The sequence below is a fragment of the Pseudomonas sp. MF4836 genome, from assembly GCF_002018875.1.
In the GTDB taxonomy this organism is placed as follows: Bacteria; Pseudomonadota; Gammaproteobacteria; order Pseudomonadales; family Pseudomonadaceae; genus Aquipseudomonas.
The window spans coordinates 758,543-766,221 of record NZ_MVOL01000001.1 but is presented as its reverse complement, the minus strand read 5'-3'; the positions used below and the strand labels follow the sequence as shown (position 1 = coordinate 766,221).

Sequence of the window (7,679 nt, the reverse complement as noted above, 5' to 3'; positions counted from 1 at the left end):
GTAGATGGAATAGAAGGTCACACCCACCCCTTCGCCGATCTCGGTTTGGTGCTTGATGAGCATGACGCCATTGCTGGTCCAGCCGGTGTAGTACAGCAGTGGGTGGGCGGCCTGGACCTCGGCGCTGGGGCTGTTGAGCGGCATCGGGTCGCTGTGACGGGCAAACACGACCTCACCATCGGCGATGGCGCGGACGGGTTCGGGATCGTTCGGTGCGCCTGGGGCTACCAGGTGCACGCCGCCATGCCAGCCGAACTGGTGGCTGACAGGAAAGGCCCCCTTGCCGCTTTTCTCGCCCAGATTGAAGGTGCCATCGTCGATCGTATCCGTCTCTTGAAGATCGGCGTTGCGCAGGAAGGGGAAGCTGACAAGCATCTAAAGCGCTCCTGGGGCCGGGCCGCTACTCGGACAGTGGCAGGCTGGTCGGATCAAAGGGAAGACCGGGCATTGGCTGGCCATCGAGGGACAGCGCGTAGCCGCTGCCACCAGCCTGCTGTTTCAGCGGCCCCTTGATGTTGATGGCGACGCCGTCCAGGGTGATGCCGCCATCGTGCAAGGTGATGGTCCCGCCAGGGCCACGTATGCGCATCACTTCGCCGGCTTGTAGTTCGATGACCCGCGAGCGATGGCGAATCGCCTGGCCTGCCTGCAGTTCGGATCGGCCTTCGATGGTGAGTTCCTGATGCCCGCCGATGCTGACCCAGTGGTTGGCCGTGGTCTTGTCGCGGCGGTGGTTACCGACCTCTTCGGTGCGGTCTTTGCCGGTGCGGATTGTGTGGTTACGGCCGATGCTCAGGGAGTCGTCCTGGCCGATATCGTGGCGGCGGTCTTGGCCGATGTTCACTTGTTCGTCGTTGCCGACTGTTTCCTTGCGGTCGTGACCGATAGAAACGGTTTCGTCGTGCTCGACCTGTTCGCTGCGGTCGTTGCCGACGAAAGTCGTCTCGTCGTGGTTGATGTGGATGTTCTGGTCTTTATGCGCATGGACGTAGATTTCCTCCTGATCCTTTTCGTCCTCGAAACGCAGTTCGTTGAAGCCTTCGCCCTTGTGGGTTTTGCTTTTGAGGGTCATCCGGGTCTTGTGCCGGGGCAGTTCGTAGGGCGGCAGTTGCAGGCGGTTGTAGGTGCGGCCGGTGATGATCGGTTGGTCCGGGTCGCCGTCGAAATGGTCGACGATAACCTCCTGACCGATACGCGGAATGGCCATATGGCCCCAGGTGGCGCCGGAGATGTTTTGCGAAACGCGGATCCAGCAGGAGCTGTATTCGTCCTGCTTGCCCTCGCGATCCCAGGGGAATTGCACCTTCACGCGGCCGTATTCGTCGGTAAATATTTCCTCATTTTTTGGGCCGACTACCGTGGCGTTTTGCGGGCCGTCGATCAATGGTTTGCGCAGCGGCTCAGCGCGCCATTCGGCGTCGTCCGGCACCAGTTCGGCCTTGTAGCTGTAGTGGGTGCCGAGTTGCGCCTCGGCACCCACTACAGCCTGGCTGGTGTGCTGCTTGCCATGGTGAACGATGCTGATCGGGCGCCAGCCTCGGTTCATGTCTTCCCGTGGGTGGCCCGCAAGGGTGAAGGAAATGCCCGGTTGCAGGCGCGGATCATCACCCTCCACCAGGGCCATGCGCGCATCACGGCGGTGGCCACGTAGGCGGTTTTCAGCGAAGGGTTTGCCGGCCTCGTCGAACTTGGCGCGTGCCGGATAATCGTAGCGTTCGTACTGTCGGCCTTGATGGTCGAGATCGGCGCCATCACGACTATGCTGATGGCCATAGCGCGGATGGTGAAAGGTGTAGTCGCGCTGGGTCTGGCGCGCCGTGCGTACGTTTTCACTGTAGGCGAATCGGCGAAGTGCAGGCTGAGGCTGATCACCGCCGGGCGTGGGATTGTATTGCACCGGCTCATCGCCCACCCGACCGTGGATAAACAGGCGGTCGCTGTGGACCAGTTGGTGACCTTCTGCACTGTGTCGAAAGGAATAAAAGAACCCTTCCTCGCGCATGATGCGTTCGACAAAGTGGTAGTCCGTATCGCCCGCCTGCACGCAGTACTCACGTGACAGATGCTCGTTGGTGACCCGTTGTTCGTAGTCTCGAGTCAGCCCGTGAGCCTTGAGCACCGCCTCGGTAATCTGCGGCACGGTAAGGGTCTGGAAGATGCGCCAGTCGGAGCTGAGCTTCAATCGCGCCAAGCGCGGCTCAATCACTGCCGAATAGCGCGTACGCCTGAAGCCGCTGTCGTGCTGGACGAAGGAGGACACGGCGCCATGCACATAGCGCGTCGGCGTTTCGCCATGCCAGAGCGTCAGCAACGCCGGACGATCCAGCACCTGCCCAAAGTCGATGGCGGGATTGGCGCTGCTCAGTTCGACGCAAAGATGAAAGGTCTCGGACAGCGCTTCATGGAGCGCGAACTCAACAACGTCAAAAGACTCGTTACCAATACTGAAGGTAAAACGCATATCGGATTGGCTTGGCATGCTCTATTCCCGGCAACCTGATTGCAGGCCCTCAAAAGTGGGCATGCCTGGGTGTAGCCCGCAGAAGCCTGCACGTGTTTCATGGCCCACAGATATGAGACCTTGCTGAAAAGACCCACAGAAAAATCGCTTAAATCACCTGATCTGGAACCTGGCTCCCTTTGTTGATCCGAAAATCCCCCTAGCCACACCCCGGAGTTCAAGCGCAAGACGCCGAGTGCAACCCACCCCGGCGTCCCCTACCATGCTCCGGCAAAGAGCCCTTGGACCCACGACTTTTCAGGTACCGCCATGCCCGTCGCCGCCACTGATGACCCTTATGCCGACGCCAGTGCGTTTCTGGCGGCGCTGGACCCACAGTGGGCCGCCCATATCCAGCGGGTGGGCCGCTGCCTGCATCAGCCCAAACCGACCCGCGACCCTTTCCAGGCGCTGGTGCGGGCGATTGCCTATCAGCAATTGCATGCCCGGGCCGGCGACGCGATCCTCGGGCGGCTGCTGGCGTTGTACCCCGGCCAGGCATTCCCCAGCCCGGCACAGATTATCGCCACCGATCCACACACCTTGCGTGGCTGCGGTTTTTCCGCGAGCAAGCTGGCAACTATCCAGGGCCTGGCCGAAGCGGCGCAAAACGGGGTGATCCCCAGCTATGAACAAGCGCTGCAGATGACCGATGCAGCCTTGATCGAGCGCCTGGTCGCCTTGCGCGGGGTGGGCCAGTGGACCGTTGAGATGTTGTTGATCTACACCCTGGAACGTCTGGATATCCTGCCCGTCGACGATTTCGGCGTGCGTGAGGGCTACCGGCGCCTGCAAGGCCTGGAAGCACAATTGACCCGCAAGCAGATGGCCGATACCGCCCAGGCCTGGAGCCCCTACCGCACCGTGGCGGCCTGGTATTTATGGCGGGTTCAGGCACACCCGGCCCGGGGCGCGGACACCACGGATTGAGCATCAATTCAAGCGCAAGACTCGGAGTTTTCGACGCCGGAAATCGGCCTATGCTGCTTGCAACCTGACCTACCCCAGAGAGCCGACATGAAGCAACCCACCCTGCCCCACAGCCCTGGCGCCGAGTCTGAAGACGATCGGCGCTGGCTGGCGATAGAGGCTCGCGACCCAGGCGCCGACGGGCAGTTTGTCTACGGGGTGAAAACCACCGGGGTCTACTGCCGCCCCAGCAGCTCAGCGCGCCTGCCACGGCGGCACAACGTCGAGTTTTTCGATACTGCCGAGCAGGCCGAAGCTGCAGGTTATCGCCCCAGTAGGCGCGCGGCGGCGGATCAGACCAGCACCGCGCAGCAGCATGCCGCCCTGGTGACCCGCGCCTGCCAGCTCATCGAGCAGGCCGAGGCTGCGCCCAGCCTGAATGCCCTGGCGCAGCAACTGGGCTTGAGCCCTTATCACTTCCACCGGGTGTTCAAGGCCATCACCGGGTTGACACCCAAGGCCTACGCCAGCGCGCACCGGGCCAGGAAGATGCGCCAACAGTTGACACGTGGCGGCTCGGTGACCGAGGCGTTGTATGACGCCGGCTTCAACTCCAACAGCCGCTTCTATGAATCCTCCAACGACGTACTGGGCATGAAGCCTGGCGAGTACCGCGCCGGTGGGGCCAACACCGAGATTCGCTTCGCCGTCGGTCAATGCTCGCTGGGGGCCATCCTGGTGGCGCAAAGCAACCGCGGGGTCTGCGCCATTTTGCTGGGCGATGACCCCCAAGCCCTGGTCACGGAACTGCAAGACACCTTTGCCCAGGCGCGCTTGATCGGTGGCGACCGGCAGTTCGAGCAATTGGTGGCCAAGGTCGTGGGGTTTATCGAGGCCCCGGCCCTCGGCCTCGACCTGCCCCTGGACCTGCGCGGCACCGCGTTTCAGGAGCGGGTGTGGCAGGCCCTGCGCAGCATCCCGCCGGGCAGCACCGCCAGCTATGCCGAGATCGCCAAACTCATTGGCGCGCCGAAAGCCTTCCGCGCCGTGGCCCAGGCCTGCGGCGCCAACAGCCTGGCGGTGGCCATTCCCTGCCATCGGGTGGTGCGCAGCGATGGCCAACTGTCGGGCTACCGCTGGGGCGTGGAGCGCAAGCGCCAACTGCTGGAGCGTGAGGCGCAGTGAGTCGGCGCGCGCTCCTGGTCCCCGACAAACACTGGCATGATGGCCGCCGCACCCGTTAAGGTGACCGACCTCGACCGCGCCCCGCGCGGGTCGCCCTGCCGCGTTGCCGCCACCCCGGACCGCACTGACAGACCGCTCAAGGAGCCGCCATGAGCCTGGAAACCGTTAAACACTTTCTCGCCGCAAACGCTTCCGACCTCTCGGTCATCGAGCTCGAAGAAAGCACCGCCACCGTCGCCCTCGCCGCCAGCGCGCACAATGTCGAACCGGGGCAAATCGCCAAGACCCTGTCGCTGCGGGTCAACGACCAGGTCATCCTGATCGTGACCCGTGGCGACGCACGCCTGGATAACAAGAAATTCAAGAGCCACTTCGGGGTCAAGGCCAAGATGCTCGACGCCAGCGAAGTGCAGGCCCATACCAGCCACCCGGTAGGTGGCGTCTGCCCGTTCGGCGTGCCGGACACCGTCGCGGTGTACTGCGATGTCTCGCTCAAGCAATTCGACGAAGTGCTGCCCGCCGGCGGCGCGACCAACGCTGCGGTACGCATCTGCCCGCTGCGCATGGCGCAACTGGTCAGCGCGCAATGGGTCGACGTGGCCCAGGCCTGACCCTCCAACGTCAAGGACCGAGAATGGCATGGACAGCCTGTAGTCCCGCGGGCTGAACACACCCTTCGATCAAGCCTGGGGCTGCACCACCCCGCGTTCCTCCAGCAAGCGCACGAACATGGTCAGGCTTTGCGAGACTGTGCCCCGGCGCCACACCAGCCAGGTGCGCAAATAGCGAAAAGCTTCCGACAGCGGCCAGATGCTCACGGTGCTGCACCCGGGCATGCTTTCGAGCATGCTGCGCGGCATCAGCGCCAGGCCGGCACCGGCGCTGACGCAGGCGAGCATGCCATGGTAGGACTCCATTTCGAAAATCTTCCCCGGCACCGCCGCGTCCTGGGTGAACCAGCGTTCGAAGTGATGCCGGTACGAGCAGTTGGCGCGAAAGGCGTAGATGTTTTCGCCGTTCACCTCTCGGGCGCGCTGGATCGGCCGGTGGTGCAGCGGCGCGATCAGCACCATTTCCTCTTCGAACGCCGGCACGCCTTCCAGGGCCGGGTGCAGCACCGGGCCGTCGACAAAAGCCGCCGCCAGGCGCCCTGCCAGTACGCCGTCGATCATGGTCCCGGAGGGGCCGGTGGACAGGTCCAGTTCAACTTTGGCGTAACGCTGGTTGTAGGCCGCCAGCAACCCGGGGATCCGCACCGCCGCCGTGCTTTCCAGGGAGCCCAGGGAAAACGAGCCCTGGGGCTCTTCGCCGGCCACCGTGGCCCGGGCCTCTTGCACCAGGTCGAGGATGCGCCGGGCGTAGTCGAGAAAACTCCAGCCGGCCGGCGACAGGCGCAGGCGGCTTTTCTCGCGGATAAACAGGTCGACCCCCAGGTCCTGCTCCAGTTGCTTGATGCGCGTGGTCAGGTTCGACGGCACCCGGTGGATCTGCGCCGCAGCGGCGCTGATGCTGCCGTGCTCGGCCACGGCCTTGAAGATTTCCAGCTGTACCAGATCCACGGCATTCTCCAAACGTGAACGAAAGACTCAGTATTATTCAGTTTCCAGAAAACAAACGCCACCGTAACCTGCGCCCATCCCCACCCAGCAGGACGGTGCCATGACTCAGGTTTCCAGCGTCACCCACGCCATCTCGATCAACCCCGCCACCGGCGAACAGATCGGCCACTACCCCTTTGAATCGACCCAGGCCCAGGAAGCGACACTGGCGCGCGCCGCGTCGGGGTTCAGCCTGTGGCGCAACACCCCGGTGGCACAACGGGCCGCCGCGCTGCTGGCCCTGGCCGCTGAGCTGCGCAACGACGCGCAACAGATGGCGAGCATGATCACCCGGGAAATGGGCAAGCCGATCACCCAGGCCCGTGGCGAAATTGAAAAATGCGCCCAGCTCTGCGAGTGGTATGCGGCCCAGGGCCCGGGCATGCTCAACGCCGAACCGACCCTGGTCGAAGGCGGCAAGGCGCGGATCGAATACCGCCCGCTGGGCCCGATTCTGGCGGTGATGCCGTGGAACTTCCCGATCTGGCAAGTGCTGCGTGGCGCGGTACCGGCCCTGATCGCCGGCAACACTTACGTGCTCAAGCACGCACCGAATGTCATGGGCAGCGCCTATTTGCTGCGCGATGCTTTCCAGCGCGCGGGCTTCGCCGAGGGTGTGTTTGAAGTGCTCAACGTCACCCCGGACGGCGTCTCCAGTGCCATCACCGACCGCCGCATCGCCGCCGTGACCCTCACCGGCAGCGTCCGCGCCGGCATCGCCATCGGCGCCCAGGCGGGTGCCGCGCTGAAAAAATGCGTGCTGGAACTGGGCGGCTCCGATCCGTTTATCGTGCTCAACGACGCCGACCTCGATGCTGCCGTCAAAGCCGCGGTGATCGGCCGTTACCAGAACACCGGGCAAGTCTGCGCAGCGGCCAAGCGGCTGATCGTCGAACAAGGGGTGGTCGAGGAATTCACCCGCAAGTTCGTCGACGCCACTCGCCTGCTGGCCGTGGGCGATCCCCTGGCCGCCGACACCTACATCGGCCCCATGGCGCGTTTTGACCTGCGGGACGAACTGGACCAGCAAGTGCGCGACACCCTGGAAGAAGGCGCGACACTGCTGCTCGGCGGCGCCAAGGCCGAAGGTGCCGGCAACTTCTACCCGGCCACGGTGCTGGCCGATGTCACCGACCAGATGACCTCGTTCAAGCAGGAGCTATTCGGCCCGGTGGCCTCGATCATCACCGCCCGCGATGCCGAGCACGCCCTGGCCCTGGCCAACGACAGCGAGTTCGGCCTGGCCTCCACCGTCTACACCGCCAACCTGGAGGTGGCCGAGTACTTCGCCCAGCACCTGGAAACCGGCGGCGTGTTTATCAATGGCTACTGCGCCAGCGATCCACGGGTGACCTTTGGCGGGGTGAAAAGAAGCGGTTTTGGTCGCGAACTGTCGCACTTCGGCGTACGCGAATTCTGCAATGCACAGACGGTGTGGCTGGACCGCAACTAAGGGCCGCAACCCGCCCGCACGCTTTGACTTGCGA

7 protein-coding genes are annotated in these 7,679 nt (G+C 63.8%); 4 read left to right on the top strand and 3 right to left on the bottom strand.

The window, feature by feature from the left end; all coding sequences use genetic code 11:
• Together MF4836_RS03365 and MF4836_RS03360 are read right to left on the bottom strand one after the other, a co-directional pair.
• The coding region (locus MF4836_RS03365; protein WP_202971952.1) for a hypothetical protein at window positions 1-375 on the bottom strand (375 nt) is incomplete at its 3' end.
• Window positions 376-400: 25 nt separating this feature from the next.
• Window positions 401-2,479, bottom strand: a complete 2,079-nt coding sequence (locus tag MF4836_RS03360; RefSeq protein ID WP_078469114.1) for a type VI secretion system Vgr family protein — start codon at window positions 2,477-2,479, stop codon at window positions 401-403.
• A gap of 291 nt (window positions 2,480-2,770) precedes the next feature.
• Here MF4836_RS03360 and MF4836_RS03355 point away from each other — a divergent pair, with 291 nt between their 5' ends.
• The 3 genes from MF4836_RS03355 (at window position 2,771) to MF4836_RS03345 (ending at window position 5,205) form a co-directional block, all read left to right on the top strand.
• Window positions 2,771-3,430, top strand: coding sequence for a DNA-3-methyladenine glycosylase family protein (locus MF4836_RS03355; RefSeq protein ID WP_078469113.1), 660 nt, complete (start codon window positions 2,771-2,773; stop codon window positions 3,428-3,430).
• 87 nt (window positions 3,431-3,517) lie between these two features.
• Window positions 3,518-4,594 carry a bifunctional DNA-binding transcriptional regulator/O6-methylguanine-DNA methyltransferase Ada gene (ada, locus tag MF4836_RS03350; protein ID WP_078469112.1) on the top strand — a complete coding sequence of 359 codons (1,077 nt, stop codon included), beginning with the start codon at window positions 3,518-3,520 and terminating at the stop codon, window positions 4,592-4,594.
• 149 nt (window positions 4,595-4,743) lie between these two features.
• On the top strand, window positions 4,744-5,205 hold the full coding sequence (locus MF4836_RS03345) for a YbaK/EbsC family protein (RefSeq protein ID WP_078469111.1): 462 nt from the start codon (window positions 4,744-4,746) through the stop codon (window positions 5,203-5,205).
• A gap of 69 nt (window positions 5,206-5,274) precedes the next feature.
• Here MF4836_RS03345 and ptrR read toward each other — a convergent pair whose 3' ends face one another.
• Complete coding sequence (gene ptrR / locus MF4836_RS03340) at window positions 5,275-6,153, bottom strand: putrescine utilization regulator PtrR (protein ID WP_078469154.1); 879 nt, start codon at window positions 6,151-6,153, stop codon at window positions 5,275-5,277.
• Between the two features lie 100 nt (window positions 6,154-6,253).
• Here ptrR and MF4836_RS03335 point away from each other — a divergent pair, with 100 nt between their 5' ends.
• Entirely contained in the window at window positions 6,254-7,645 is a 1,392-nt protein-coding gene (locus MF4836_RS03335; RefSeq protein WP_078469110.1) for an aldehyde dehydrogenase family protein, read from the top strand.
• Window positions 7,646-7,679 lie beyond the last annotated feature (34 nt).